Genomic DNA, 25648 nt, shown 5'->3' on the forward strand with positions numbered 1-25648 from the left:
CACGACAACGGCGCCCACGGCCGGTGTTCGGCCATGGGCGCCGCGTGTACGTGGGGAATCCGCCGGGTCAGGCTCCGGGCTGCGGCCCCTGGCCGGGCTGACCCTGCTGGCCCTGCTGTCCCTGCTGGCCGGGGTCCTGCGGCTGGAAGAACTGGCCGTGCTGCGGCGCGTACGCGGTCGGCTGCGCGTGCGGGTTCACCGGCTGCGGCGGCTGGTTCTGCTGCGGGAAGCCACCCGACTGCGGCTGCTGCGGCGCCTGGCCGGGGTAACCGCCCTGCGGCTGCTGGCCGTACGAGCCGGGCTGGCCCACGGGCTTCGGCTGCGGCGGCTTGATGATGTTCTCGTCGAACAGGTACGCCGCCACCGCCGCGAGCGTCTGGACGATGCCGAAGATCAGGATCATGATTGCGCCGGCACCGTACTCGCGCTCGCTGGCGAACGTGATGAACAGGAACGGCAGCAGGACGCCTACCGCCAGGAGCGCAGGCCACGGACCGGGTTTGTGCTCGCCCGGCAGGATCGTCAGCAATGCCGCGAGACCACTGAGGAAGAACATCATCGGCAGCCACGCCGCCGATCCCTCTTCGTAGAAGCCGATCCCGGTCTCAACCTGCGGGACAACAGCGAAATTCGCGAACCCCAGGAACAGGTTCACAAGGCCGAGTCCGGCCACTGCGAGGAACAGGATCTGCGGCAGGCTGATCTTCAGACCGCCGCCACCCTGCTGGGGAGCGGGCGGCCCCGGGAACGATTGTTGCGGCTGCTGCGGTCCCTGGCCGGGGAATCCGCCCGTACCTGGGCCGCCGCTCGGGAAGCTCATCCGTGTTCTCCTGTCGTGGTTCTGCTCGCAGACACGGCGGGTGCTGGTCGCCCGCCGTGCACACCCGGGGATACGCGGCCGCCCTGCCACAGCCGGCGACCACAGCACGGACGTTAGCGCACCACCCTGAGAGGACGTCGCTTAGACGGACGATTCGCCTTCCGGGTTTCACACCCGCACCGAATGCACACGACCGCGAACACACGAGGGGCCGGACACCGTCGGTGTCCGGCCCCTCGTTCGCGCTGCCTGCGGCCTCGGCTCTACAGAGCCTTGTACAGCTCCCGGGCCAGTTCGGCGGTCTCGGTCGGCGTCTTGCCGACCTTCACGCCCGCGGCCTCGAGGGCCTCCTTCTTGGCCTGCGCCGTACCCGCGGAACCGGAGACGATGGCGCCCGCGTGGCCCATCGTCTTGCCCTCCGGGGCGGTGAAGCCCGCGACGTACCCGACGACCGGCTTCGTGACGTTCTCGGCGATGAAGTCCGCGGCCCGCTCCTCGGCGTCACCGCCGATCTCACCGATCATCACGATGACCGACGTCTCCGGGTCGGCCTGGAACGCCTCGAGGGCGTCGATGTGCGTGGTGCCGATGATCGGGTCACCGCCGATACCCACGCACGTCGAGAAGCCGATGTCACGCAGCTCGTACATCATCTGGTAGGTCAGCGTGCCCGACTTCGACACGAGGCCGATCTTGCCGGGGCCCGTGATGTTGGCCGGGATGATGCCGGCGTTCGACTGCGACGGCGAGATGATGCCGGGGCAGTTCGGGCCGATGATCCGCGTCTTGTTGCCCTTGGCCTTGGCGTGCGCCCAGAAGTAGGCCGCGTCGTGCACCGGGATGCCCTCGGTGATGACGACGGCGAGCGGGATCTCGGCGTCGATGGCCTCGATCACCGCGTCCTTGGCGAACTTGGGCGGCACGAAGATGACGCTGACGTCGGCACCGGTCTCGGCCATCGCCTCCGACACGGAGCCGAAGACGGTGAGGTCCTTCTCGCCGATGGTCACGGTCTGACCGGCCTTGCGGGCATTGACGCCACCGACGATGTTGGTGCCGGAGGCGAGCATCTTGGTCGCGTGCTTGGTGCCCTCGGACCCGGTGATGCCCTGAACGATGACCTTGCTGCTGGAATCGAGGAAGATCGACATGTCTCTTACGCTCCTGCCGCCAGCTCGGCGGCCTTGTCCGCCGCGTTGTCCATGGTGTCCACCTGTGTGACCAGCGGGTGGTTGGCCTCGTTGAGGATGCGGCGGCCTTCCTCGACGTTGTTGCCGTCCAGGCGCACGACGAGCGGCTTGGTCGCGTCGTCGCCCAGGATCTTCAGCGCCTCGACGATGCCGTTCGCGACGGCGTCGCAGGCGGTAATGCCACCGAAGACGTTGACGAACACGCTCTTGACGTCCGGGTCACCGAGGATGACGTCCAGACCGGCGGCCATGACCTCGGCCGAGGCGCCGCCACCGATGTCGAGGAAGTTCGCCGGCTTGACGCCGCCGTGCTTCTCGCCCGCGTACGCGACGACGTCCAGAGTGGACATCACGAGACCGGCACCGTTACCGATGATGCCGACCTGGCCGTCGAGCTTGACGTAGTTGAGGTCCTTGGCCTTGGCCTTGGCCTCGAGCGGGTCCTCGGCCTCCTTGTCGACGAGCTCCTCGTGGGCCGGGTGCCGGAAGTCGGCGTTCCCGTCGAGGGTGACCTTGCCGTCGAGGGCGACGATCTTGTCCTGCGGGTCGCGCACCAGCGGGTTGATCTCGACCAGCGTGGCGTCCTCGGCCACGAAGGTCTCCCACAGCTTCACGACGACGTCCGCGGCCTCGTCCTTGATGACCTCGGGGAAGTTGCCCTGGGTCAGGATGTCGAGGGCCTTCGCCTTGTCGACGCCCTCGATCGGGTCGACGGCGACTCGCGCGAGCGCCTCGGGACGCTCGACGGCGAGCTGCTCGATCTCCATGCCGCCTTCGGCGGAGGCCATCGCGAGGAAGGTGCGGTTCGCGCGGTCGAGCAGGAACGAGAAGTAGTACTCCTCGGAGATGTCCGACGCCTCGGTCACCAACACCCGTCGCGTGATGTGACCCTTGATGTCCAGACCGAGGATCGCCTCGGCCTTCTCCTTCGCCTCGGCGGGGTTCTCGGCCAGCTTGACGCCGCCCGCCTTGCCACGGCCGCCGGTCTTCACCTGCGACTTGACGACGACCTGGCCGCCGAGCTTCTCAGCCGCGGCCTGTGCTTCTTCCGGGGTGCTCGCCACGGCGCCGGGAAGCACCGGCACGCCGTGGGCGGCGAAGAGGTCCTTCGCCTGATATTCGTAGAGGTCCACTACTTCAGTCTCCTGACGACACACGCCACTGTGGTTTGTAAAGACGCCTGGTTTGCAAGGCACTGCTTTACAAACCGTGCTGCCGGACGTGCACGACCCTATCGAGCCGGCCTGCGCGCGACGCGGCCACCTCCGGTGAACTCGGTCACCAAAAGCGCCGTGAGCTGGGAGTGTGGCGCAGATCGCGTTCCGCTTGAACCATTCAGCGGCTAGTTACCGAACGGTAGCTCGGGCCGGCGGAATGCGTTTCCGATTTCCCGCCGGACGTCTTTCCACACCGGACAGGAACTCGTGCGGAGAATCAGCGCCTCGCCGCGCCCTGATCCTTGGCGCGTGCAGGCGCCCCGAGTGCGGCGATCATGGCCGACACCACGACCGCGATCAGCGCCGCGAACGCCAGCCAGAACCCGCCACCGGCCGCGGCGTCGTCGAGTTGCCCGCGGGTCAACGGGAACGCCGCGGCGTGCAACGCCAACACGACGCCCACCCCGACGAGCGCCCCGACCGCCGACCTCGGCCTGCTCCACGGAACCAGTGCGAGCGCGCCGAGCACGACCAGCACCCCGGCCAACAGGCCCCACGACGGCGTCCCGAACCGCGACACCAAACCCGCCGCGGCGTATCCGGACGCCGTGAGCACCGGGAGCGCGAACGCGGCGACCGCCAGCACGCCCGCGAGCGCCACCGCACCGAGCAACACCGGCGCAGGGCCAGTGGCCTCGCCATCCGCTGCGCGGCCGTCGGCGTCCTCGGTGTTCCGGGCGTCGTCCTCGGCGTTTCCGGCGTTCTCTTCGGCGTTCTCCTCGGCGGCGTCCCGCTCGACCGCACCGGCGACGACGGAACACACGGCCGTCACCGCGGCCAGCAGCATGGCGATCCACGTCCACACGACCCCCGGGCCCGCCGAGGCGAGCCCGCCTGCCGAACCGGTCGCGGTCACCGCCGTGTCGAGCACAGCCGTACCCGCGACGAGCACGGACACCCATGCCACCGACAGCACCGGCCGGAGCACGGCGGCGGCACGTCGCGTGCTCACCGCGTCGACCACGACGGCCACCCCGATGGCGCCGACCACCAGTCCAGCAGTCAGCAGCGTCCAGCGGGCCGGGCTTTCCGGCGGGGCGATCGCGGCCTGCGTCTCCAGCTGGGGCGTCAGCGCGCCGACGACCGCGAGCGCGCCGGTGCCGACGGCCAGCGCGCCGGTCGTGACCAACAACCGCACACCGCCGGGCAGCTGGACCGCCGCACCACCGTCCCTGTCCTTGTCCGCGCCCGAGCTGGTTGAGACATCCGAGGCATCCGAGGTCGTGGCCGGCAAGGCCCCGACCACGACGAGTCCGAGCAGGCCTGCCAACGCCACGAACGGTCCCGTGTCCACCCGCGCCGAGTCGACGACGACGCCCGCGACGACCGCGGGCACGGCGACCGCCGCTCCGGCCACCGCGAGCCCGTGGAGCACGCCCCGCGGCACGCCCGCCGCGCCACCTGCGCCGTCCCCCTCGCCGGAGGACACGGCGATGGCCGCCGCCAACGGCAGGGCCGCGGCGATCAACAGGTAACCGGCCATCGCGACGATGGGCCCCTCGAACGCGTTCTGCGCGAGCAGATACACGTTCTCGGAGGCGAACGGCTGCATCAGCAGTCCGATCGCGGCCACGACGGCCAGTCCCACCACCGCGGCCAACCGGCGGGTCGACCGGTCGTGCTGCACGCCGCTGGTCGCACCGTCCTCGTCCCCGGCCTCGCCGGCGAACACGGGGTCGCCCGCGGCCGATCCGCCGCGGGCCCGGATCGCGAGCGCCCCCGCGACGAAGGCCACGGCGTGTCCGGCGAGCAACAGCCACAGACCTGTCGACGGCGAATGTGCCTGCAGGTCCGCCGGGAGGTACAGATCCGGCCGTAGCGCCCGCGACGGGTCGGCAGCGAACTGCAGGTCCAGTACCGCCCTTCCCGGAGCCAGCGCGGCCACGCCGACGAGCACGCCGACGGCGACACCGGCACGACCCCGCGCCGCGAACACCGCCGCCACGACGAGCGGGAGCGCGGCCAGCACCACCGTCATGCCCACGCCGGAGAAGCCGCGTTCGGCGTTCTCGACGACCGGGACCACCGAGCCCAGCACAAGGAGCACGGCGGACACGGCCGACAGTGCCAGGGCGGCCATCAGTGCCGAGCGGCCACCGTCCTGGCGGGGATCCGGGCGCAGACCGTCGCCGGACCGGCCGTCACGCGTTTCCGACGTCACCGGCATGACTCCACTAGGGACTGCGGCGGGTGTACGGGGCGGATCATCGACTCACCTCGAAAGCTGCGTGGGCTGTACCAGCACGGTATCCACGAACGGTCGCACCGCGTGAGGCGACACCGGCGCGCATCCCCCGACGACGCACGCCCACACTGCACGGCCCACGGCGCGTACCGCACGCATCCGCGACGTGCGCCACGTTCCGAGTGGTCCCGACCGGCCCGCCCACGGACGGCGCCCCGTCAGCGTGCGCCGCATGCGGTTCCGGCACGGCCGGACAGTGCGCGACGAAGCGACACGAACCGGATGTTCAGACCACGGGTTGCCCAGGTGTAACCCAACTCACACCAACGGCGCAATCAGGCCTCTACCTTGCGTGATCGCATACGGACCGCCGACGCCGAGAGTCCCCGTACGGCCGAAAGACGGCCCGGATCCTTGCCCCTCGTGGCGCCCCTTCGTTACTGTCCCGCAGTCCCCATTACGGTCAGATCACGGACGAACGTGGCCGACCACCTCCCCCCGAGGTGCGCACGCCACCGGGCGATCACCCCCGAGGTCGCCCACCGGGTTCCCCCGCCCGGAGTTCGCGAGCTGACTCCCCCGAGTAACGGAAGGCCCCCTGCCTTGGCTCGACACCGCTCTCCCGGCGGCCAAGCACCCTCGCCTGCGCTCGAAGACGCGCTGGACGGGGTCGACGATTCGATGGTGCGCCCGCGTGGTGCCCACCGACTGCCCGCGCCGTCGTCCGCCCTTCGCGGACGCGTCATGGTCGCGGCCGTCGCCGCAGGTGCATTCGCCGCCGCCGCAGCAGGTCAGACCCTTCAAAACACGTCCTCCAACGAAGCCCAGTCCGGCGCCGTCGACACCAGCACCGATGTGACGCCGCTGGCCAACACCCATGACGCGAGTGCGGCCATGGGAATGGGCGGGGACGCCCCCGTGAGCGCTCCGCAGCTGCTCCAGGTGCGCGAACCCGCCGACGAGAACTCCTCGGCCTCGGCCGAGGCCCAGAAGATCAACCGCAGCGCCGAACTGACCGACGCGCGACTCGCCGCGGAGGCAGAAGCTCGCCGCCAGGCAGCCATCGAGGCCGCGCGGCCCAAGGTCGTCCAGCCGGCCGAAGGCACCTTCACCTCCGGTTTCGGCGCCCGGTGGGGCACCACCCACTACGGCATCGACCTCGCGAACAGCATCGGCACCCCGATCGTCTCGGCCGTCGACGGCACGGTCATCGAGGCCGGGCCCGCCAGCGGGTTCGGCCAGTGGGTCAAGGTGCAGCGTGACGACGGCATCGTCACCGTCTACGGCCACGTCTCCAGCTTCTCGGTGTCCGAGGGCGAGCGGGTCAAGGCGGGCGACGAGATCGCCCTCATGGGCAACGAGGGTCAGTCGACCGGCCCGCACCTGCACTTCGAGGTCTGGACGTCCGACGGGGGCGAGAAGATCGACCCGCTGCCGTGGCTCGCCGAGCACGGCGTGCACATCAGCTGATTCCCGGCCCAACAGGCCACCGTTCGGACCCACACCGCTCGGATCCACAACGTTCGGATCCACAAGGGACTCCGACACCGTTTCGACGACGGCGCCCCCTGCATGGGTGGCGCCGTTTCGTCGTTCCCGGGCCCGACCACCGAGGAAAGCCCGGAGACGGCACACGCCCCGCGCCATCCCCGACGCGACACTCGTGACCGCGTTCCGCATCCGCCCACCTCGCACTCGAACCTGTGTTCGACTACGAGACTAGCGCGCCACCCTGACGGAATCAGCCGTCCGCCGCTGACTTCACTCGAACAGACGATCGAACAATTCGGCGCGAGTGCCCTCGCTACAGCTTCACCATCGGCACGCTGCCGATGAGCATGAGCCGTACCGTGCCCGACGCTCCGAAGTCGATCGTCGCCGTGGCGCGCGGGCCGGAACCGTCGGTCGACACGACCGTGCCGAGGCCGTACTTGTCGTGGCTGACCCGGTCGCCCACGTCGAGTTTGAGCGCGACCGTGTCCTTCCAATCGTTGCGCACCCCGCCGAAACCGGTGGTGCGCATACCGCCCGACGCGATCCGCGCCTGCGCCGAATCACCGCCGACCCCGGGCCGTCCACCCCAGGTCGTGGCCGCCCGCGGCGAACCGCCACCGCCCGACGACGGGGCCTCCCTGCGCCAGTCGATCAGCTCGGCGGGGATCTCGTCGAGGAACCGCGACGCCGGATTCGCCGCCGGCTGTCCCCACTGGGTTCGCATCAGCGCACGGGACAGGTACAGCCGTTCGCGGGCGCGGGTGATCGCGACGTACGCGAGCCTGCGCTCCTCGGCCAGTTCCTTCGGTTCGCCGAGGGCACGCAGATGCGGGAAGACGCCGTCCTCCCATCCGGTGCCGAACACGACGGGGTACTCCAGCCCCTTCGCCGTGTGCACGGTCATCAGCGTGACGACACCCTGGTCGTCGGCTTCGGACTCCTCGTCGCCACCGTCCGACTCCGGGATCGAATCGGCGTCGGCGACCAGCGAGACCCGCTCGAGGAACGCGGGCAGCGATCCCGGCTCGGGCACGCCCGCATCGTCGACGGCCTCGGCGGCGTCGGCGTTGTCGGCGTTGTCGGCGTTCGTGTCCGGGGCGAGCGCGGCCGCCTCCGCGGCGGACTCGGTGAACTCCCTGGCCACCGTGACCAGCTCGTCGAGGTTCTCCAGCCGCGAGGCGTCCTGCGGGTCGTCGGAGGAGTCCAGTTCGGCGCGATACCCGGTGCGGTCGAGCACGGCTTCGAGAACGTCGGCGACCTCGGCACCGGAATCGACCAGCTCGTACAGCCCGTCCAGCAGTTCCATGAACGCGGTGATCGCGTTACGCGAGCGCGGGTTGAGCATCGGGACCTTGTCGGCGACCGCGTCGCGCAGCGCCGACGCGAAGGAGATGCGCTCCCGCTCGGCGTGGGTGGCCACACACGCCTCCGCGCGATCACCGATCCCGCGCTTGGGCACGTTCAGGATGCGCCGCAGGCTGACCGTGTCCTCCGGGTTGGCCAGCACCCGCAGGTAGGCCAGCGCGTCCCGGACCTCCCTGCGCTCGTAGAACCGCACCCCACCGACGACCCGGTACGGCAGTCCGAGACGGATGAAGATCTCCTCGAACACACGGGACTGGTTGTTGGTGCGGTAGAAGACGGCGACGTCCGAGTACTTCACCGAGCCCTGGTCGACGAGCTCGTCGATCTCGCCCGCGACGAACGCGGCCTCGTCGTGCTCGTTGTCGGCGACGTAGCCGACGATCTTCTCCCCGTCACCCTCCGAGGTCCACAGCCGCTTGTCCCTGCGGTTGGGGTTCCGCGCGATCACGGCGTTGGCCGCGGACAGGATCGTCTGCGTCGACCGGTAGTTCTGCTCCAGCAGGATCGTGCGGGCGTTCGGGAAGTCGCGCTCGAACTCCTCGATGTTGCGGATCGTGGCGCCGCGGAACGCGTAGATCGACTGGTCGGCGTCACCCACGACGCACAGCTCGGCCGGCTCGATCCCGGACTCCGTCGGCTCGGTGCCCGCCAGTTCCCGCACCAGCGTGTACTGCGCGTGGTTGGTGTCCTGGTACTCGTCGACCAGTACGTGGCGGAACCGGCGCCGGTAGTACTCGGCGACGTCGGGGAAGGCCTGGAACAGCTCGACGGTGCGCATGATCAGGTCGTCGAAGTCCATGGCGTTGGCCTGCGAGAGCCTGCGCTGGTACTCCACGTAGACCTCGGCCGCCCTGCGCTCGAAGTCGTTGGTGGCGTGCGAGCCCGCCGATTCGGCGTCGATCAGCTCGTTCTTGAGGTTCGAGATGTGCGCGGCCAGCGCGCGCGGCTGGTAGCGCTTGGCGTCGAGGTCGAGATCGCGGGCGACGAGGGTCAACAGCCTGCGCGCGTCGTCGGCGTCGTAGATCGAGAAGTTCGACGACATCTCGAGGGTCTTCGCCTCACGCCGCAGCACCCGGACACACATCGAGTGGAACGTCGACACCCACATGGCACCGGACCGGCGGCCCACCAGCTCGGCGACGCGCTCGCGCATCTCGGCGGCCGCCTTGTTGGTGAACGTGATCGCCATGATCTGGCCGGGATGCGCGCCGCGTGCCGCCAGCAGATACGCGATCCGCCGGGTGAGCACCCGCGTCTTGCCCGAGCCCGCGCCCGCGACGACGAGCAACGGGGCTCCCGCATGCTCGACGGCGGCACGCTGCGCCGGGTTGAGGTCGCCGGTCAGATCGGCGTGCTTGCCCTGGTCCGGGGGAAGATCGAAGAGGGTGCTCATTGTGACTTCACGCTACCTCGCACCCCTGACACGGCAGGAATGTGCCATACTCGCGACGTGCTCAGCGCGACGTGCCGATTTTTCTACGGGAACCGGACTCCGGCTCCCGTGATCGCGTGCTGACTCACCATCACCTTGAAGCCCCGGAGTCCTCGGACCCGGGGCTTTCGTCGGCTTCGGGCCGCAGACCGGGACCGGACCGACACGACCGGAGGGTCACATGAACGCCCAGACGCACGACGAGTCCCCCACCGATCACACCGACTCGCCTGCCTCCGACGCACCCGCGGAGTCGATCGACGACCTCCGCAAGGAGATCGACTGGCTCGACGCCGAGATCCTGCGCCTGGTCAAACGGCGCGCGGAGGTGTCGAAGACCATCGGTGCCGCGCGGATGGCCGCGGGCGGCACGCGGATCGTCTACAACCGCGAGATGGACGTGCTCGCCCGCTACCGGGAACTCGGCCCGGAGGGACGCCAGCTGGCGCTCGCGCTGCTCAACCTCGGACGCGGCCGCCTGGGCCACTGACCGGGCGGGCTGATCCCAGGTACCGGTCCGACCACGGATCGGGCGCCGTTCAGTCGGCCCCGGCTCGGTGGGGTCGGTCGTGACGCCGGTCGGTCGTGACGTCGGTCGGTCGTGACGTCGGTCGGTCGTGACGTCGGTCGGTCGTGACGCCGGTCCGCTTCCGGCGAACCGGCGCTTCACCCCTTTCGGGCACACTGGACACATGGAAACGATCATCCACCTGATCGCGCTACTGGCCTCGCTCGCCAGCGTGCTCGCCGCCCTCGGCCACACCGGTTACCTGGCGTTGCTCAACAGCGCGGCGAACAAGCGGGCGGGCGGCGGCCCGATCGCCGACTACGTGCGGACGCGCTGGCCCGTCGCGGGTGGCACCACTGTCGCGTCGCTGGTCGCACTGCTGTTCACGGCGGGCAGTTCGGCGATGGACGTCATCGCGATTGTGCTCGCAGTAGGCAGCGGTGCCGTGGCGACCAAGGCGTTGCAGTCCACTCGGGCGAAGTACCGCTCCGGCTCCTGACCTCGCCGAACACGCAGCGCGGCCGGGGTGCGCCCGGTGGAGTGATATCCGTGCACTAAGGGCTTTGAGTTGGGCCGAAAGCGGCGAGAGCTCCTACCCTTGTCCGGGTGAGCATTTCGAGGGGCATCCCACGCGCTGCATGTTGCAGCGCACGTGCAAGCTGCCGTGCAGCTGCGCGTGCTCCCCTCGCATCGCCACCTGCTCCATTCGGGCGGAACCGGACAGATCTGTCGTCAGCAGGCGCGCGAGGAGGGGTCACCACCGCATGACCGCCAGCTCGCCCGACAGGTTCGACTTCTTCGCACCACCCCGTCAGACCGGCGGCCGTCACGCGCGGCCGGAACCCGGCGCGCGCGGCGGTGGCAGGCACCGTTCCACCGCTCCGGGAGCTGATCCGACCGCCGGTTCGGTGTCCGGCTCGCTGTCCGGCCCCGTCGCCGGGCCGCCGTCCGCCGCGGGCCCGGATCCGCGCGTGCCTGCGCAGACGTCTCGCCGCGCCCCTGCCCACGCCCGGACCGGCCCGGCACGGCCCGCGTTCCCCGCGCGGCCGCATGCGCAGCAGTCGCAGGTCCAGCCGCCGCCTCCCGGTGCCGCCGAAACGACGGCACCGGCCCCGCTCGCCGGCTTTGCCCCCGGCGCGAACACCCACGGCGCGAACAGCGCGAATACTCCCGGTGCGGACCTTCCCGGCGCGACGGCGCCGGCCCAGGTGCCGACCCAGGCGGGTGCCCGCAGGTCCGAGACACCCAGGGTCCGCAGGCAGCGCATCTCGCTGGCCACCCCCGGAACGGACGGTGCGGGAGAGGGACGCCGCGCATCCCGTCCCGCGGCGCCGTTGCCCGCCAGCACCGCCGACATACCCGACGACCTGCCGGACGAGCTGGCTGCCGCCGACGACCCCGCCGAATCGGCCGAGCAGGGTGAGGACTCCCGGATCCTCGTCGCCTCGGGCGCCGAAGGGCTGGGCAGGTTCGACCTGGGCACGGTCCCGGCCTCGGTGACGCCGCCGCCCACCTGGCGCAAGGCCGCGTGGTTCGCGAGTCTCTCGTCGGGTGCGGTCGTCGTCGCACTGCTGGTGGCGGGCACGCTGTTCGTCGGGCCGGGGAATCCGACCAACACGGCGGAGGGCTGGCCGGACCGGCACGGTGCCGTGGCACCGCTGATCCCCGACGACACCACGGATCGCGGTGGCAGGCAGGCACCGGAGGGTTCCGACGACTCCTCGGACTCCTCGGACTCCTCGCAACCTTCGGACAGCTCGGAAGCGGCACGGACCTCCGACGAGAGCTCGTCCGCCGGCGGGGACACCCCGAACACGGCCGACCCGTTGCGGAACCCGCCCGGCCAGTCGAGTTCGCCGTCCGCGTCGGAGACGCCGGACCCGTCCGCACCTTCCGAGTCCGCGCCCGGGTCGTCGGGCCCCTCGTCTCCCTCGTCGTCGACACCGACCAAGCCGCCGTCGACGCCTGCGCCCACCGAGACCGCGACTCCGGTGTACTTCTCGAACTCGCACGACCCCGAGGTCATGGCCAAGCGCTCGCAGGCGTTCCTCGACCAGGTCACCGAGGACCCGCAGGCCGCCCACGAACTGACCAGCGGCCAGTTGCGCGAACAGGGACCGCAGCGTCTCGAACGTGCCTACGCGGGCATCGCCTACTTCGAGGTCACGCACATCTACATCGACCAGAACGAGGGCATCACCGAGAACACCGTCCGCGTCACCTACGAGGACGGCAGCACCGAGGAGCAGACCCGGCAGCTGACGTTCGACGACGACGAGAAGATCTCCGCCGACGGCACCTGACCGCCGCAGGTATTCGCACGTCAGGGCCACATTTCCCGCACATTCCGTTGCACGTGCATTCGCCGAACGGTTGCAAATTGCTCTAAGCGAGTGATCACCTCGACCGCTCGTCGTACGTCCGCGACCCTCCACCGACACGGGGTGGTGATCGCCGCCCACAGCCGGTTACCTGGTCGGCAGGGGTCCGCACGTAGGTGAACCACGAGACGGAGCAGACAGGGCCGAACCGTGCACGAGCGCCGCCACGCAAGCGACGAATGCGTCGCCGTCGAGGACGCCGTCGACCAGGAGCGCCTGGACGACGACGGGAACGTCGACCGCGACCCGATCGTCGGCCGCGACCTCGCTGACGATCTGGGTGACGACCTGATCGACGACCTGACGGACGACACCCTTCTGCGCGAGGCCCTCTCCCAACCCGGCCGCTACCTGCCGCCACCCAGCGTGCAGGCGAGCCGCGACCCCGAACCGGCGGGCCCGGAGCCCGAACCGGAGCACCCGCTGGCACGAAGGGCCAAGCTCGCGGCACTCGTCCTCGCGGCGGCCATGGTGATCGCGTCGATCATCGTCGCGGCCGTCGTCACCGGCGACGGCGGTGTCACTGGACAGGGCGACACGGACGCCGAATCGCTACGCTCGGCACCCGGAACTCAGTCGGTATCATTCTTCACGGTGACACAACCTTTCTGACGGCCGCGCGTCTTTGTGTGCGGAAGCGACATACCGTGCGCGAGAGTGCCGCCTTCGTGTGCGCAGCGTGAGCGGCCTAACCTGTGTGGGACGGTTGTGACTGCCTCGTGGCAGCGCACGGCCGCACCAGCCAGCTCGTCGGATCGGTGTGCCTACGCTCCACCACCGGAGACACCAGCCCCGAAGGAGGTCGCGTGCGCGACGAAGGTCGCCTGATCGCGGGCCGCTACCGTGTCGTGAGCCGGATCGGTTCCGGTGCCATGGGCGCCGTGTGGATGGCGCAGGACGAGCTGCTGCACCGCACGGTCGCCATCAAACAGCTCCTGCTGCAATCCGGTCTCGAGGACCACGAGATCGACGACGCGCGCGCCCGCACCATGCGCGAGGCGCGGATCGCGGCGCGACTCCACCACCCGAACGCCATCAGCGTGTTCGACGTCGTCACCGACGACAGCGGGCAGCCGTGCCTGGTCATGGAGTACCTCGAGTCGACCAGCCTGGCCCAGGAACTCCAGGGCGGCCGGACGCTCGACCCGATCGACGTCGCCAAGATCGGCTCGCAGGTGGCGGCCGGACTCAAGGCGGCGCACGCCGTCGGCATCGTCCACCGGGACATCAAGCCGGGCAACATCCTGCTCGCGCCGAACGGCATGGTGAAGCTGACCGACTTCGGCATCTCGCGGGCCAAGGACGACGTGACGGTCACCAAGACCGGCATGATCGCGGGCACGCCCGCCTACCTGGCGCCCGAGGTGGCCATCGGCGGCGACCCCGGCCCCGAGTCGGACGTGTTCTCGCTCGGTTCCACCCTGTACGCCGCCACGGAGGGGCAGCCGCCGTTCGGCCTGTCGGAGAACACGCTGAGCCTGCTGCACGCGGTCGCTGCCGGGCAGATCAACCCGCCCCGCCAGTCCGGTCCGCTGACCAGCGTGCTCGCGGTGATGCTGCACCCCGACACCCAGCACCGCCCCACCGCCGAGGAGTGCGAGGAACTGCTCGCTGCCGTCGCGCGCGGGGAGACACCGCTGGGCGGACCGGCCGAGGACCCGCAGGACGACCGGACCTCCGTGCTCGGCGCGGCCGGAGCCGCGGCCGCAGGCGGCGCCGCTGGTGCGGCCCTCGGTGCGGCCGCCGCGAGCGGTGAGGAGCCGCCCGCCGGGCACTCCGGCACGCTCGGTGGCGGCGACGCGGGCGGCTACTACGACGACGACGGTTACGGCAACGGTTACGGCGACGGTTACGGCGACCAGTACGAGAACGGCTACGACGACCCGTACGCCGCCACGGCCGCCTACCCCAGCCGCGACTACGACGCGCCGTACGACGGGTACGACGACTACGGCTCCCACGGCTCTGGTTACGAGGACGACGGGTACGGCTACGACGACAGCGACCGCACCCGCGTCGCCGCAGCTCCGGGCGCCGGCTACGGCGCCTACCCCGACGACCCGTACGACGACCCCTACGACGACGGTCAGGGCACCAAGGTCGCGGCTGCGGCCGGCGGCGGTGCCGCGGGTGGTGCGGCGGCCGACGAGGACGAGAAGCCGAAGTGGAAGCTGCCCGCGCTGGTCGGCGGACTCGTCGTGCTCGGCCTGGCCGCGTTTGCCGTGTGGATCTTCAGCGGACCGAGCGGCGGTGACGACCCCGAGCCCGCGGGCAACCCGGTCCCGGCCACGACGTCGCAGTCGCCGACGAGCTCCGAGGCACCGTCGACGACCAGCTCGCCCGAGCCGACGACCGAGGAGTCGTCGTACGTCGAGGTTCCCGAACCGACCTACGAGCCCGAGCCGACCTACGAGCCGGAACCGGAACCGACCAGCGAACCGGCACCCGAGCCGACGAGCGAACCGGCACCGGAACCGACGAGCGAGCCGGAACCGACCACCGCGCCGGAACCGACGGATTCGTCCTCTCCACCGCCCTCAAGCCCGGCGGACGGCTCGATCGACCCCGTTCCCTGATCGTTCGAGGGATCGTGTGAACTACGCGGAAGGCACCGTCGTCGGCGCCCGATACCGGCTCGACCAGCCCATCGGGCGTGGACGCGCAGGCATCGTGTGGATGGCGTTCGACACGATGCTGCACCGCACGGTCGCGGCGAAACGGGTGTACGTCGATCCGGACCTGACGGGCGAGGCTGCGGAGAAGGCCAGGCAGACCGCGCTGTACGAGGCGCGCCAGGCCACACGCGTGCTGCACGCGGCCGCCGTCACCGTGTACGACGCGGTGCGGCACGAGGGCGACGTGTGGGTCGTGATGGAGTACGTGCCGTGCCGCAACATGGCCGACTTCCTCGCCGAGCACGGTGAGCTGACCCCGCCGCAGGCCGCCTACCTGGGCAGGCGGCTCGGGGCGGCGCTGGCGACGGCGCACGCCATCGGCATCACGCACCGGTCCGTCGAGCCGGGCAACGTCCTGCTGTGCGACGACGGCGGCGTGAAGCTCACCGACATCGGCCTGTCGGAACCTCCCCCCGACCCGGCGTTCCGCGCCCCCGAGGTGGCGAAGGGCGCCGAGCCGGCGCCGTCGTCGGACGCGTTCTCGCTCGGCGCGACGCTGTTCGCGGCGGTCGAGGGGGTCCCGCCGTTCGGTGAGGACGGCACGGGTACGCCGGTCGTCCCGCAGCGCAGCGGCGCGTTGACCGGCGCGCTGCTGAAGATGTTGCGCGACGACCCCGAGCTGCGCCCGACGATGCAGGACTCCGTGCAGGCGCTCAAGGCGATCACGAAGGGCCAGGAGGTCGGTGTCGTGCCGCCGACCGCGCCCGCCATGCCGACCGTGCCGGTGCTACCGCAGATGGTGAACATTCCGGCCGCACCCGCATCGCAGCCGGCTCCGCGCTCGTCCACTCGGGCGACGCCGTGGGCGGGAGTCCCGCGGACGTGGCTCCTCGGCGGGGCGGCCGCGGTCGTCGTGCTCGTGGTGGTCCTGCTCCTCCTGCTGCTCTGAACACAGGCTGCTCTGAACACAGGCTGCTCCGAGCACGCACGGCGGCTCAGGTCGTTTCGCGCAGGACCTTGTCGAGTTCGCGTAGCGCGGTTCGGGCGTTGGCGATCGCCTCGACCTGTTCCGGTTCCAGGTGTGCCATCGCGTCGCGCACCGTTCCCGACCACACCGAGCGGATCAGCTCGCGCGCCTCGAGGCACTTCGACGTCGGCATGAGGCGAGTGACGCGGCGGTCGGTGTCGCACCGTTCGCGCGTGACGAGTCCCCTGCGCACGAGCGCCCGCACGGCCGCACTCGTGTTGCTCTGCAACATGCCGACGCGCCTGCCGAGTTCGGTGACCGCGATGCCCGGTTCGGCGAGCACCTCCTTGACCACGGCGAGCTCACTGTTGGGCAGCGGCTCGAGGCCGGCGACGTCGGGGACGAGCCGGTGCACCGTCCACGCCAGATCGCGTAGCACCGTCGCCAGGTCACCGTCGCCTGACACCTCGGAGGCAGCCGTCATGGGCTCATCGTAGGGACTGGTGCCTACTTATGTGTCCACAACCTTTTCGGCGCGAGAGAACCGTCAGACGGTCGCCTCCGACGGAGTCTCCTCCGCCGCGGCTGGCTGTTTCGGCGTGCGCAGCGCGGCCCGGACGTGCGGCACGATCGAGAACGCCGCACCGGTCAGGCACAGCACCCCGCCGAGCACGGCCAGCAGCGGCGGCACCTCGCCCAGCGTCAGCCACGACAACAGCACCACCAGCGCGGGCACAACCAGCGACGACGAACTGAGCACGCCCGCCGGGATGTGCTTGAGCGCGTAGCCCCAGAAGTTGAACGCCAGCGCGGTCGGGAACAGGCCCAGGTACACCACGGCCCACACCGAGGCGGCGGGCGCGGCCGACAGTTCGGTGGCGAGTTCGCCCGCGAACGGCAGGCAGGCCACCGTGGCGCCCGCGATACCGACGAGCGTCACGGCGTAGGAGTCGCCGCCGGTGAGCTGCCATTTCTGCAGCAGGACACTGCCTGCGTACAGCAGCGCCGCGACGAGTGAGAGCACCACGCCCAGCACCGTCAGGTGACCGGTCGTGGTGGCGACGGTGATGACCACGATCCCGGCCATCGACACCCCCATGCCGACGAACAACCGCACGGGCAGCCCTTCACCGAGCAGCAGACCGGAGCACAGCGCCACGACCAGCGGGGCGACGTTGACGAGCATCGCGGCGGTACCCGCGTCGACGTGCTGCTCTGCAAGGTTGAGCACCACGGTGTAGACGCCGAACCAGGCGACGCCCCACAGCAGCGTCCAGCCCCACGCCGCCGCCGTACGGGGCCAGCGTGGGCGCAGCAGCAACGCGCCGATCGACAGTGCCACGGTAGCGACGACCAGCCGCAGCAACGCCATCGAACCGGGCGAGAAATGCACCCCGACACCGCGGATGACGACGAACGACGACGCCCACAACGACATCACGGCCAGCGCGGCCACCCACGGCAACGCCGGGGAGTTCCGGAAAGACGACGGCATGCCTCAAGCTTCGCCCACCGCAACTAATGAGGACAAGCGAACAGTTCTGAACCTGACTTAAGCCCAGCTGTACGTCTTTGGAGCACCGCGCAGCCGCGCACGGGGATCACACGAGGCGGCGGTCGGTGGCCCAGCGGGACAGTTCGTAGCGGTTCGACAGCTGGGTTTTGCGCAGGACGCTGGAGACATGGGTCTCCACGGTCTTGACCGAGATGAACAGCTCGGAGGCGATCTCCTTGTAGGCGTATCCGCGGGCCAGCAGCCGCAGCACGTCGCGTTCCCGCGGGGTGAGCTGGTCGAGCTCGGGGTCGCTGATCGGCTCGGACCCCGGGCGTTCGGCGAAGGCGTCGAGGACGAATCCGGCCAGCCGCGGCGAGAAGACCGCGTCGCCGTCGGCCACGCGCACGATGGCCCGCACCAGTTCGGCCGACGAGATCGTCTTCGTCACGTACCCGCGGGCGCCCGCGCGGATGACGGCGATGACGTCCTCGGCCGCGTCCGACACCGACAGGGCCAGGAACACGACGTCGGGCAGATCGGTGCGCAGCCTGCGCAGCACCTCGGCACCGCCACCGTCGGGCATGTGCACGTCGAGCAGCACGACCTGCGGTCGCACGCGCGTGATGCCCGCGACCGCCTCGGCGACCGACCCCGCCTCGCCGACGACGCGTACCTCGTCGCTGATCGACTCCAGCTCCGCCTTCGCGCCCGCGCGGAACAGTGCGTGGTCGTCGACGAGGAAGACCGTCACCGGTTCCCTGGCCTCACGGGCGGTCCCGTCACTGTTGGTGTCGGCGCTGCTGGTGTCGTCACTGTTGGTGTCGGCGCTCATGTGGCTGCCCCCTGTGCTGATCGGTCCGCGGTCTGCTCACCGGCGGACGCCGCGTCCTGCCGCGGCATGGCGAGTTGGATCTCGGTGCCCTCACCCGGTGCGGTGCGCAGCCGGCACGTACCGCCGGCGCGCTCCATCCTGCCCCGGATCGAGTCGGAGAGCCCGTGCCGGTCGGCGGGAACGGCGTCGGGATCGAAGCCCGCGCCGCGGTCGCGCACGAACACGGTGACCGAGGTGGGCTCGACCTCGGCGTACACACTGACCTCGTCGACGCCTGCGTGTTTGGCGGCGTTGACGATCGCCTCGCGCGCGGCCTGGACCAGCGCGGCGAGCCCGTCGTCGAGTTCGGCGTCGCCGACGACAACCTGTTGCACGGAGATGCCGAACCGGTCCTCGACCTCGCCGCACGCGGCGGCGACGGCCGTGGCCAGCATGTCCGGTGCCGCCGGCTCCCCCGTGGCCGACGGCTCGGCGCGGTCGCGCTTCGGGGTGCCGTACCCGCTCGGCCCGTACAGCCAGGTGCGCAGTTCGCGCTCCTGCCCGCGCGCCAACCGCGCCACCTCCCGCGGGTGCTCCGAGCGCTTCTGGATGAGGGCAAGCGTTTGCAGCACCGAGTCGTGCAGGTGTGCGGCGATCTCGGCGCGTTCCTCGGTGCGGATGCGCGCACGGCGTTCCTCGCCCAGGTCACGTACGAGCCGCAACCAGAACGGGACGGTGAGCAGGGCGACTCCGACGAGCGTCGCGAGCACGGCGACGAGTGCGACCTGCAGCTGGTCGAGGTTGCTGCCACGGAGCACGATCACGCCGATGCCGGTCATTACCAGCGCGACGCCGGAGAGGACCCGCACCACCGCCGACACACCGCCGCCACCGACGACCGCGCCCGCGACGCCGGTCCTGGCCCCGGTGCGCCACCGCCTGCGCTGCGTCTCGTCGGCCTCGCGCCACACCACGGCGGCGCCGACGAGCACCACCGCGAACGGCAACGCCGCCCACCCGGTGAGCACACCGGACAGCACACCGCCGACGACCGCGAAGCCGGTACCGAGCGCGAGCAGTCCGTAGGCCTGCTGACGCTGCCTGCCGGTGAGCTCCTGCTGCGGTTCGTTCCTGGCCTGCTGGGGCACGAACGCCCACAGCAGGCCGTAGAGCATCAGGCCGAGCCCGCCGAGCCCGGCCAGCACGGCAAACGCCGCCCGCACCCACAGGACCTTGACGCCGAGATGGTCGGCCAGCCCGCCCGCGACACCGGCCAGCGCCCGTCCACCGCGCCTGCGATACATCTTCGGCGGCGGCTGCATACCGTCGGGCACCGGAGCGTGGGCCGGGACGGTCACGGACGCGCTCGGCCTGCCGACCGGCGCGTCGGCACCGGTCGGTCTCGTCGTCGTGGCCGCTGCGGACTCGCGGGGGCCCTGATCGTGCACGTCATCCATGGTCGCCTTCCATCGTCACAGATGGCGGGCGCGGAATCATCAGGGAAACCCCTGATCACGACTCTCCTGGTCGCCGCACCGGGCGGGAGCGCGAGACCCGGGACGGTTTCAGGGTGGTCCCCGATGTGCAGGCGAGCCGTGCACGCGCATGCTCGATGTCATGAACAGCACGAGTGGTGCGGCCAGGCACCTGGACGGGTTCGAGGCGACCGTCAAGGACTTCTGGGCGAGCAGGCCGCGGCGCCCCTCCGACGGACGCAAGATCGCGGGCGTCGCCGCCGGCATCGGGACGCGTTACGGCATCGACCCGATCGTCATCCGGGTGGCGCTGGTGGCCCTGACCTTCTTCGGAGGCGTCGGTCCTGCCGTGTACCTGCTGGGCTGGCTGTTCCTGCCCGGCCAGGACGACGAGGTGTCGGCGTTCGAGGGGCTGCTGGGGCACGGGCGCAGCGGCACGAGTCGGGCCGGGGCCGTCGTGCTGTGCGCGCTGTGCTTTCCCGCGTTCGGCCTGGCGTTCGGGGGCACGTGGTTCGATGGCGGCGGCATCATCGCGCTCGCGCTCGTCGTGACGGCGCTCTACCTGATGCACCGCAGCCGCGGACACCTCAACCGCCCGCCTGCCAGGGGCCCGGTGACCGCCGCGATGTCTACGGCGAAGGGCACGCCGGTGGACACCACCTCGGACGACTGGGACGCCCTCGGCGCCGACCCGCTCGGCTGGGACCTCGCCGACCACACGGCACCACCCGCCGACCCGTACCGCCCACCGGAGGCTCCCGAGCCGCCGCGACCTCGACGTTCCCGCGGAGGCTCCAAGATCACGCTGGTGACGCTCGCGCTGGCCGTCGTCACCGCGGGCGTGGGAACGGCGTTCGTCGACGGAGAGAGCTGGCAGCCTGGCCACGTCGCCGCGACGACCCTCGCCGTGCTCGCCGGTGGCCTGCTGTTCGGGGCGTTCCGCGGTGGGGCGCGGGGACTCATCTGGTTCGCCGCGCCGGTCGCCGTCGCCACGCTGATGTTGAGCCCGTGGCCCGCGGGCGGCTACCCGGGTGGCGTCGGCGCGATCAAGGAGACGCCGACCAACTTCCGCGAACTGCAGCCCAGTTACGAGCGCACGGCGGGCACGATCGAACTCGACCTCACCCAGCTTCCCGAACGGGACGAACCGATCTCCGTCGAGGCCAGCGTGGGCACCGGCGACATCACGGTGTTCGTTCCCCTGACCGCCGACGTCACGTTCGACTGCACGGCCCGCACCGGCAACGCCGAGTGCCTGAACCGCTCCCAGGGCGGGGTGGGCAACGGCAACCTCGTCGGCAGGGACAACGGCGCGGACGGCGAAGACGGGCAACGGTTCCATCTCGTACTCGACGCCGGAATCGGCAACGTGGAGGTGCGGCGCCATGCGTGAGGCAACGGAAACCCCCGGCGACGCCGGGCAGGACACGCGGCGACGCGGATTCGACCCGCTGTCGCTGGTGGCGGGTATCGCGGCGCTGTGCGCGTCGGCCTACGTCTTCCTCGACGGTCCCGCGTGGATCGGACATCTCGATCCGCGGTGGATCCTCGCCGGGGTCGCGGTCGTGATCGGCGTCGGGATGCTGGCCGCCTCCCTGCGCCGCCAGTAGATCCCTGCGCCGGCCGAACCGGGAAGGCCTGCGTGCCTGCCTACGTGACCAGTTGGCCGACGACGAGACCGAGGCCGATCAGCACGCCGGCGATCGAACCGGCGGCGAGGAACTTGTGCTTGGTCTCGTGCGCCTTGCGCAGTTCGCCTTCCGTGCGCGTGGAGATGATGAAGAAACCACCCTCGGACGGTTTCCCGATGATCAGCGGGCCCTTCCTGTCGTGCACCTCGCCGTGCACGTACAGCCGCTGCCCTGGACGAACGACCCATTCCTTGTACTTGTAGCCGATCGTCCGGTTCCCACCGCCGAAGCTGGGCAGGCGCACGCCGAACAGCTCGACGCTGCTGCGGCCGCCCTCGTGCGGTTCGAACCGGTCGACGACCTGTTCCGGCCGGTCGGGACGCTCGCCGCCGGGATCGACGCCGATGGTGCGACCGGCCTCGTCGATGATCGCGAACCCGTTGTTCGACTGGTGGTCGGTCAGCTTCTCGGTGCGGCGCCGCGTGTGCCGCTTACCGTCGCGGTACTCGGTGTGCTCGTACTCGCGCTCGACCGTGTAGCGGTACCAGACACATTCCGTTTTGGACAGTTCGGACGTCCGGGCACCGCTGGGCGGCGGATGCGCCGCACCCACGACCTCGGCGGACTTGCGGAACGAGCCCTTGGCGCCGAGATCGTCCGAGATCTTCCGCTGGTCCTCGAGTTCCGGGATCGTGAACGTCTCCGTGCCGATCATGGCGTGCAGCTCCCGCTTGGTGTGCTGCATGAAGAAGAACGCGGCGACACCCGCCGCGATCAGAACGAGCCCTGCGATCCACACGTGTCACTGACCCCCGGTCCGTCTCGGCGCCCTTACTCCCACTCGATCGTGCCCGGCGGCTTGCTCGTCACGTCGAGCACGACCCTGTTGACCTCGGCGACCTCGTTGGTGATGCGCGTCGAGATGCGCTCGAGCACGTCGTAGGGTAGCCGAGTCCAGTCGGCTGTCATGGCGTCTTCGCTCGAAACCGGCCGCAGCACGACCGGATGCCCGTAGGTACGGCCGTCACCCTGCACCCCGACGCTGCGCACGTCGGCCAGCAGCACGACGGGACACTGCCAGATCTCCCGGTCCAGACCGGCCGCCGACAGCTCCTCGCGCGCGATGGCGTCGGCCGCGCGCAGCGTCTCGAGCCGGTCGGCGGTCACCTCGCCGATGATGCGGATGCCGAGGCCGGGGCCGGGGAACGGCTGCCGGTGGACGATCGTCTCCGGCAGGCCCAGTTCGAGCCCCACACGGCGCACCTCGTCCTTGAACAGCAACCGCAGCGGCTCCACGAGCGAGAACTGCAGGTCGTCCGGAAGTCCGCCGACGTTGTGGTGGCTCTTGATGTTCGACGTTCCCGCGCCGCCGCCGGACTCGACGACGTCCGGATACAGCGTGCCCTGCACGAGGAATTCGGCGTCGCCCTTGTCCTTCAGGTCACGCGCGGCGCTTTCGAAGACGCGGATGAACTCGCGTCCGATGATCTTGCGCTTCTCCTCGGGGTCGCTGACTCCCGCGAGCGCGTCGAGGAACTGCTCGCGCGCGTCGACGGTCACGAGGTTGACGCCCGTCGCGGCGACGAAGTCACGTTCGACCTGGGTGCGCTCGCCGGCACGCAACAACCCGTGGTCGACGAACACGCAGGTGAGCCGGTCGCCGATCGCCCGCTGCACGAGCGCGGCCGCGACCGCCGAGTCCACACCGCCGGACAGGCCGCAGATCGCGTGCCCGTCCCCGATCTCCGCGCGGATCCTCGCGACCTGGTCGTCCACAATGGACGACGTAGTCCACTGCGGACGGATCCCGGCGACGTCCTGGAGGAAACGGCGCAGCACCTCCTGGCCGTGCGGGGAGTGTGCGACCTCGGGGTGGTACTGCACCCCGGCGAACCCGGCCGCGACGTTCTCGAACCCGGCCACCGGAGCGCCCTCGCTGCGCGCGGTGACGTCGAACCCCTCGGGAGCCTTCGTCACGCAGTCCCCGTGGCTCATCCACACCGGGTGCCGCGCGGGCAGCTCCTCGTGCAGGTGGCCACCGGAGACGTCGAGCTCGGTGCGGCCGAACTCGCGCGTGCCCGTGTGCTCGACGGTCCCGCCCAGCGCCTGCGCCATCACCTGGAACCCGTAGCAGATACCGAACACCGGCACACCCGCCTCGAACAACGCCGGATCGACACTCGGCGCCTGGTCGGCGTACACGCTCGACGGACCGCCGGACAGGATGATCGCCGACGGGTTGCGGTCGAGCATCTCGGAGACCGACGCGGTGTGCGGCACCACCTCGGAGTACACCTGCGCCTCACGCACCCGCCGCGCGATGAGCTGGGCGTACTGCGCGCCGTAGTCCACGACGAGGACGGGGCCCTCGGTGCTGTCCCCCGGATTCCCGGGCGCGTTCTCGGGCACGAGCAGGACCTCCTGGCTTGCGGGATCGACGACGTTCGGTACCTCCATCGTCGCAGGTGAATCGCAGGGCGCTGCCGCCAGGTGGGCCGGACTCACGCGAGCTCCACCGCCGGCGCCCCGGCAGGTGAGCGGGCCCACACGCGAGGCCAATAGGGTGCGCCCATGAGCACAGCAGGCCCGGCCGATCCCGCATTCGACCCCGACGACACCGGCGGCTCCGACGACACCGGCGAGGAGGCGTACGCGCCGCGCCCCCACGAGGCCTGGATCGCCGGACGTGCCGAGACCAACGAGGACACCGCGGTCATCACGCATCCCGCGGACGACACGGAGGTCGCGACCGTCGTGCTTCCGTCGGCCGAGCAGGCGGCAGGCGCTCTCGAGGCCGCGGTCGGACTCGGCAGGCTCGACGACGTCGACCTGCGCACCGGTGCACTGCAGATCGCCGCGGGTGAACTCGAGGGCCGCCGTGAGGAACTCGCGGAACTGATCACCGCCGAGAGCGGCATCCCGCTGCGCTGGGCGAACCGGGAGGTCGACGACGCTGTGGCCGTGCTGCGGTACGCCGCCCGGCATCCGCTCACCTCCGAAGGCCGCGTGACCACCGGTGGCGGAGCGGGGGCCGCCACGCTGATCCATGCCGTGCCGCGCGGGCCGGTACTGGCCGTCGTGTCACCGCAGGCTCCGCTGCGCAGTGCCGCGCACGCGGTGGCGGCGGCGTTCGCGGCCGGCGCGCCGGTGGTCGTGGCGGCGGGGACGGACACGCCCTTGTCGGCGTTGGCCCTCGGCGAGGCGCTGGGCGAGGTGGGACTGCCCGAAGGTGCCTTCTCCGTGCTGCCCGGCCCCGAACCGGACGCCCGCGACCTGGTCCGCGTGGACCCGCCAGCACCGGCGAAGGGCGCCGCGGTGGTCGTGACCGACCTGCCGAACGCCGCCGACCGCGACGACGTCGCCCAGCGCATCGCCGTCGCCGCCACCCGCCAGGGCGGGATGCGGCAGGAGGCCGTGCGCAGGGCGGTCGTGTGCTCGGCGATCGCCGACGAGTTCCTGCCCGCGCTGACGGCCGCTGTCTCCGCCCAGCCCACGGGAAACGCCTACGACACGGCCGTCTCGGTGGGCACGCTGCCGGCCGAGGTGACCGAGCCTGCGGCCGCGTGGCTCGACGACGTCGTCGCCGCGGGCGCCACCGTGCTGGCCGGCGGAACCGCCGAGGAGCCGACGCTCGTCACCGGCACCGAGGAGGAACCGGTGGCAGGCCCGATTCTCGCGGTGACGGTCGCGGACGAACCCGAGGAGGCACTCGCCGCCGTCGCCGCGCCGGGTGCGGCCGCGTCGGCGGTGGGACTGTTCACGGGAGACACCGCGCTGGCGATGCGCGCGCGGGCGCAGCTCGAGTCGGCCCGCGTCGTCGTGGGCGACGTCCCCGACTACGACCCGACCACGATCCACATCACCATCCACACCATCACCACCCCCCAACTGACAACCCTGACCTGACCACCCGTGTTGCGCTTTGGGGGCCGCGTGTTGCGGATCCAGGGGCGCGTGTTGCGGATCTAGGGTGCCGTGTTGCGGATCTGGGGCCGCGTGTTGTGGGGCCGGGGTGCCGTGTTGCGGATCTAGGGGTGCCGTGTTGCGGGCCCGGGGTGCCGT

Annotated in this window: 21 protein-coding genes; 10 read left to right on the forward strand and 11 right to left on the reverse strand. The window is 70.8% G+C overall.

Annotated features, from left to right (window positions below; all coding sequences use genetic code 11):
* Positions 1 to 67 precede the first annotated feature (67 nt).
* From IF64_RS0115320 to IF64_RS0115335, 4 genes are all read right to left on the reverse strand, one after another.
* The gene (locus IF64_RS0115320; protein ID WP_030532796.1) at positions 68 to 820 is read right to left on the reverse strand and encodes a DUF5336 domain-containing protein; all 753 of its coding nucleotides are present in this window, start codon (positions 818 to 820) and stop codon (positions 68 to 70) included.
* A gap of 263 nt (positions 821 to 1083) precedes the next feature.
* The gene (gene sucD / locus IF64_RS0115325) at positions 1084 to 1971 is read right to left on the reverse strand and encodes a succinate--CoA ligase subunit alpha (protein WP_030532797.1); all 888 of its coding nucleotides are present in this window, start codon (positions 1969 to 1971) and stop codon (positions 1084 to 1086) included.
* A gap of 5 nt (positions 1972 to 1976) precedes the next feature.
* A complete protein-coding gene (gene sucC, locus IF64_RS0115330; protein WP_030532798.1) occupies positions 1977 to 3143 on the reverse strand; it encodes an ADP-forming succinate--CoA ligase subunit beta in 1167 nt (388 codons plus the stop codon).
* 301 nt (positions 3144 to 3444) lie between these two features.
* Complete coding sequence (locus IF64_RS0115335) at positions 3445 to 5388, reverse strand: hypothetical protein (protein WP_145600604.1); 1944 nt, start codon at positions 5386 to 5388, stop codon at positions 3445 to 3447.
* Positions 5389 to 6156: 768 nt separating this feature from the next.
* Between IF64_RS0115335 and IF64_RS0115340 the strand changes: the two genes are divergently transcribed.
* Positions 6157 to 6882, forward strand: a complete 726-nt coding sequence (locus IF64_RS0115340) for a M23 family metallopeptidase (protein WP_030532800.1) — start codon at positions 6157 to 6159, stop codon at positions 6880 to 6882.
* A 334-nt stretch (positions 6883 to 7216) separates the two neighbouring features.
* On the opposite strand, the gene pcrA is transcribed toward IF64_RS0115340, so the two are convergent.
* Entirely contained in the window at positions 7217 to 9664 is a 2448-nt protein-coding gene (gene pcrA / locus IF64_RS0115345) for a DNA helicase PcrA (protein WP_030532801.1), read from the reverse strand.
* A 220-nt stretch (positions 9665 to 9884) separates the two neighbouring features.
* Here pcrA and IF64_RS0115350 point away from each other — a divergent pair, with 220 nt between their 5' ends.
* From IF64_RS0115350 to IF64_RS0115375, 6 genes are all read left to right on the forward strand, one after another.
* Positions 9885 to 10193 carry a chorismate mutase gene (locus tag IF64_RS0115350; RefSeq protein WP_030532802.1) on the forward strand — a complete coding sequence of 103 codons (309 nt, stop codon included), beginning with the start codon at positions 9885 to 9887 and terminating at the stop codon, positions 10191 to 10193.
* 202 nt (positions 10194 to 10395) lie between these two features.
* A complete protein-coding gene (locus tag IF64_RS0115355) occupies positions 10396 to 10710 on the forward strand; it encodes a hypothetical protein (RefSeq protein WP_030532803.1) in 315 nt (104 codons plus the stop codon).
* A gap of 265 nt (positions 10711 to 10975) precedes the next feature.
* Entirely contained in the window at positions 10976 to 12514 is a 1539-nt protein-coding gene (locus tag IF64_RS26125) for a hypothetical protein (RefSeq protein ID WP_051757887.1), read from the forward strand.
* Positions 12515 to 12742: 228 nt separating this feature from the next.
* A complete protein-coding gene (locus IF64_RS0115365) occupies positions 12743 to 13204 on the forward strand; it encodes a hypothetical protein (RefSeq protein WP_030532805.1) in 462 nt (153 codons plus the stop codon).
* Between the two features lie 194 nt (positions 13205 to 13398).
* The gene (locus IF64_RS0115370; protein ID WP_030532806.1) at positions 13399 to 15168 is read left to right on the forward strand and encodes a serine/threonine-protein kinase; all 1770 of its coding nucleotides are present in this window, start codon (positions 13399 to 13401) and stop codon (positions 15166 to 15168) included.
* 16 nt (positions 15169 to 15184) lie between these two features.
* The gene (locus IF64_RS0115375; protein ID WP_030532807.1) at positions 15185 to 16156 is read left to right on the forward strand and encodes a serine/threonine-protein kinase; all 972 of its coding nucleotides are present in this window, start codon (positions 15185 to 15187) and stop codon (positions 16154 to 16156) included.
* Between the two features lie 46 nt (positions 16157 to 16202).
* On the opposite strand, the gene IF64_RS0115380 is transcribed toward IF64_RS0115375, so the two are convergent.
* From IF64_RS0115380 to IF64_RS0115395, 4 genes are all read right to left on the reverse strand, one after another.
* Positions 16203 to 16658, reverse strand: coding sequence for a MarR family winged helix-turn-helix transcriptional regulator (locus tag IF64_RS0115380; RefSeq protein ID WP_030532808.1), 456 nt, complete (start codon positions 16656 to 16658; stop codon positions 16203 to 16205).
* Between the two features lie 63 nt (positions 16659 to 16721).
* Positions 16722 to 17669, reverse strand: a complete 948-nt coding sequence (locus IF64_RS0115385; protein WP_051757888.1) for a DMT family transporter — start codon at positions 17667 to 17669, stop codon at positions 16722 to 16724.
* Between the two features lie 106 nt (positions 17670 to 17775).
* Complete coding sequence (locus tag IF64_RS0115390; RefSeq protein WP_246134834.1) at positions 17776 to 18501, reverse strand: response regulator; 726 nt, start codon at positions 18499 to 18501, stop codon at positions 17776 to 17778.
* A complete protein-coding gene (locus tag IF64_RS0115395; RefSeq protein WP_036876765.1) occupies positions 18498 to 19937 on the reverse strand; it encodes an ATP-binding protein in 1440 nt (479 codons plus the stop codon). Before IF64_RS0115395 ends, IF64_RS0115390 begins: the two co-directional genes overlap by 4 nt.
* A 160-nt stretch (positions 19938 to 20097) precedes the next feature.
* Between IF64_RS0115395 and IF64_RS0115400 the strand changes: the two genes are divergently transcribed.
* Positions 20098 to 21348, forward strand: a complete 1251-nt coding sequence (locus IF64_RS0115400; RefSeq protein ID WP_051757905.1) for a PspC domain-containing protein — start codon at positions 20098 to 20100, stop codon at positions 21346 to 21348.
* The gene (locus tag IF64_RS0115405) at positions 21341 to 21565 is read left to right on the forward strand and encodes a hypothetical protein (RefSeq protein ID WP_030532813.1); all 225 of its coding nucleotides are present in this window, start codon (positions 21341 to 21343) and stop codon (positions 21563 to 21565) included. The genes IF64_RS0115400 and IF64_RS0115405 overlap by 8 nt, the downstream gene beginning before the upstream one ends.
* A 40-nt stretch (positions 21566 to 21605) precedes the next feature.
* Here IF64_RS0115405 and IF64_RS0115410 read toward each other — a convergent pair whose 3' ends face one another.
* Together IF64_RS0115410 and guaA are read right to left on the reverse strand one after the other, a co-directional pair.
* Positions 21606 to 22385 (reverse strand): E3 ubiquitin ligase family protein, encoded by a 780-nt coding sequence (locus IF64_RS0115410; RefSeq protein ID WP_030532814.1) that lies wholly within the window; start codon positions 22383 to 22385, stop codon positions 21606 to 21608.
* 32 nt (positions 22386 to 22417) lie between these two features.
* Complete coding sequence (gene guaA, locus IF64_RS0115415) at positions 22418 to 24043, reverse strand: glutamine-hydrolyzing GMP synthase (RefSeq protein ID WP_246134833.1); 1626 nt, start codon at positions 24041 to 24043, stop codon at positions 22418 to 22420.
* A gap of 114 nt (positions 24044 to 24157) precedes the next feature.
* Between guaA and IF64_RS0115420 the strand changes: the two genes are divergently transcribed.
* A complete protein-coding gene (locus tag IF64_RS0115420) occupies positions 24158 to 25492 on the forward strand; it encodes an aldehyde dehydrogenase family protein (protein ID WP_051757889.1) in 1335 nt (444 codons plus the stop codon).
* Positions 25493 to 25648 lie beyond the last annotated feature (156 nt).

The organism is Prauserella rugosa, assembly GCF_000719975.1.
Classification (GTDB): domain Bacteria; phylum Actinomycetota; class Actinomycetes; order Mycobacteriales; family Pseudonocardiaceae; genus Prauserella; species Prauserella rugosa.

Bases quoted from the DNA above. Each gene is read 5' to 3' on its own strand.
- IF64_RS0115350 (WP_030532802.1), top strand. From the start codon at position 9,885: ATGAACGCCCAGACGCACGACGAGTCCCCCACCGATCACACCGACTCG.
- IF64_RS0115385 (WP_051757888.1), bottom strand. From the start codon at position 17,669: ATGCCGTCGTCTTTCCGGAACTCCCCGGCGTTGCCGTGGGTGGCCGCG.
- guaA (WP_246134833.1), bottom strand. From the start codon at position 24,043: ATGGAGGTACCGAACGTCGTCGATCCCGCAAGCCAGGAGGTCCTGCTC.
- IF64_RS26125 (WP_051757887.1), top strand. From the start codon at position 10,976: ATGACCGCCAGCTCGCCCGACAGGTTCGACTTCTTCGCACCACCCCGT.
- IF64_RS0115405 (WP_030532813.1), top strand. From the start codon at position 21,341: ATGCGTGAGGCAACGGAAACCCCCGGCGACGCCGGGCAGGACACGCGG.
- IF64_RS0115340 (WP_030532800.1), top strand. From the start codon at position 6,157: ATGGTCGCGGCCGTCGCCGCAGGTGCATTCGCCGCCGCCGCAGCAGGT.
- IF64_RS0115355 (WP_030532803.1), top strand. From the start codon at position 10,396: ATGGAAACGATCATCCACCTGATCGCGCTACTGGCCTCGCTCGCCAGC.
- IF64_RS0115320 (WP_030532796.1), bottom strand. From the start codon at position 820: ATGAGCTTCCCGAGCGGCGGCCCAGGTACGGGCGGATTCCCCGGCCAG.
- IF64_RS0115420 (WP_051757889.1), top strand. From the start codon at position 24,158: ATGAGCACAGCAGGCCCGGCCGATCCCGCATTCGACCCCGACGACACC.
- sucD (WP_030532797.1), bottom strand. From the start codon at position 1,971: ATGTCGATCTTCCTCGATTCCAGCAGCAAGGTCATCGTTCAGGGCATC.
- IF64_RS0115380 (WP_030532808.1), bottom strand. From the start codon at position 16,658: ATGACGGCTGCCTCCGAGGTGTCAGGCGACGGTGACCTGGCGACGGTG.
- IF64_RS0115400 (WP_051757905.1), top strand. From the start codon at position 20,098: ATGAACAGCACGAGTGGTGCGGCCAGGCACCTGGACGGGTTCGAGGCG.
- IF64_RS0115395 (WP_036876765.1), bottom strand. From the start codon at position 19,937: ATGGATGACGTGCACGATCAGGGCCCCCGCGAGTCCGCAGCGGCCACG.
- pcrA (WP_030532801.1), bottom strand. From the start codon at position 9,664: ATGAGCACCCTCTTCGATCTTCCCCCGGACCAGGGCAAGCACGCCGAT.
- IF64_RS0115390 (WP_246134834.1), bottom strand. From the start codon at position 18,501: ATGAGCGCCGACACCAACAGTGACGACACCAGCAGCGCCGACACCAAC.